The sequence below is a fragment of the Magnetospirillum aberrantis SpK genome (assembly GCF_011022235.1).
Taxonomy (GTDB): Bacteria; Pseudomonadota; Alphaproteobacteria; order Rhodospirillales; family Magnetospirillaceae; genus Magnetospirillum; species Magnetospirillum aberrantis.
In genome coordinates, this window is record NZ_JAAIYP010000014.1 from 1 (window position 1) to 1614 (window position 1614).

The following is a 1614-nucleotide window of genomic DNA, read 5'->3' on the forward strand; positions in this document are numbered from 1 at the left end:
TGTCGGGTGACACATAACGTGCAAAGCACGCACCCTCTAGGCCATTGATTCGTCAAGATGACCTGACACATATTCCGCAAATACCCTGCCCCATATAGTGCAAACATTCTGCGACCATTGACCCAAAATCTGCAAATCGTAGAAGAGCCCGAATGGCAGGAGGCGGCAACCCTCATGAGAACAAAACGTGATTGACAGCGGATATCGACATCCGCTACAAATGATCCCAGCACCACCACAGGTGCGCCCAAGCCCCGGTCCGCGACAGCGGTACCGGGGTTTTTTCTTTGCCCGGATCGGAGACAGCCATGTCCGCCAAGCGGCGCGTCAAGGACATCATCCGCCGGATCGGGCTGGGCCGGCGGCGCAAGCCGCCCAAGCCGGCCGATCCGCCCCTTCGTTGCCCCGTTTCTCTACCCTCGCCCGGTGCCGGCCACGGCCCGGGCGTTTTCATGCCGGCTCGCCGGCAAGCCCCCTGACCAAGGAGCTCCGCCATGTTCGATAAAATCCGCCCCTTCTTCACCACGCCGCCCAGGCGTCCGACTTCACAGTTCGGCGCCGGAATGTCCGACGAGGACGAGCCTGCCATTCCCGCCTTCCAGCAGGCGTGGAAGCAGGGCGCCACCTTCGAGGATATGTTCGGCCCCAGCCCCTTCACCCTGCACGGCAGCGTCGGCCGCTCGGGTGCCGACAACCATCGGCCCGATGTGGCAAAGGTCGAGACCTTCCTGGGCGACGCCGGCTATTACAAGCCCCTGACCAACGACGGCCCCAGCGGCTGGCACAATGCCAACCTGGATTCCGCCATTCGCAGCTTTCAGAAGGGCAAGGGCCTGGAAGTGGACGGCCTGCTGAAGCCGAACGGCCCGACCATCACCAAGATCGGCGGGGTACTGGGGGGCGGGCATACGGCGAGCCCGACACCGAAGGAGCCTTCCCATCAGCCACCGATGCTCGCCCCTTCCCTAGGTCCGGCAACGCCCGATCCGTTCCCCGACCACACTATTGCTCCGGCGGGTGCCGAGGATCACGACCGCTATGCTCGCGCCCTGGTCAACGATAGCGACCCGTCCAAGACCGCCGCCTTCCTGAAGAACGTCACCGAGTGGTATGGGGATCGCGGCAGCGCCGATGTAGCAGACTTGTTAGGCCGGTTCCAGAAGGTGGATGCGGGCAAAGCACGCAACCTGCAGGAGGAACTATTCCGCCAATCGGGACGCCGCATCCCGTTCCGGGTCGCTCCCATTCGTGAGGCAGAAACCGAGGAGAGCACCGAACAGGACACGGTGCGCTTGCCCCAGCGCAACCCCTGGGGCAGCACCGAGGGTGCCAATCCCTGGGAGGCAGACAGCATGGCCAAGGTGCTGCTGGACCGCAGCGACTACAAGGACGCGGTCAAACACTTCGCCGGCGAATTCAAACGCGCCCCAGAGGCAGCTCGTCCCTATACCGCAGCGATCTACGAGACCATGGCTGCCAAGAGTCCGGCCCAGGCGCTGCAATTCGCCCGTCAAATGGCCGCAGGCGGACTTGCCATGGCGGAAGATGAGCCGAACGCCCCCGCTCCGTCGCCCGAGCCTCCGGCTCCTGGCCCCGAGGAAGAACCGGACGATA

General features: G+C 63.9%; 1 protein-coding gene. It reads left to right on the plus strand.

Going from position 1 to position 1614, the window contains the following annotated elements; translation table 11 throughout:
* Window positions 1-494 precede the first annotated feature (494 nt).
* A partial coding sequence (locus G4223_RS03570; RefSeq protein WP_163675131.1) for a peptidoglycan-binding domain-containing protein occupies window positions 495-1614 on the plus strand: 1120 nt, incomplete at its 3' end.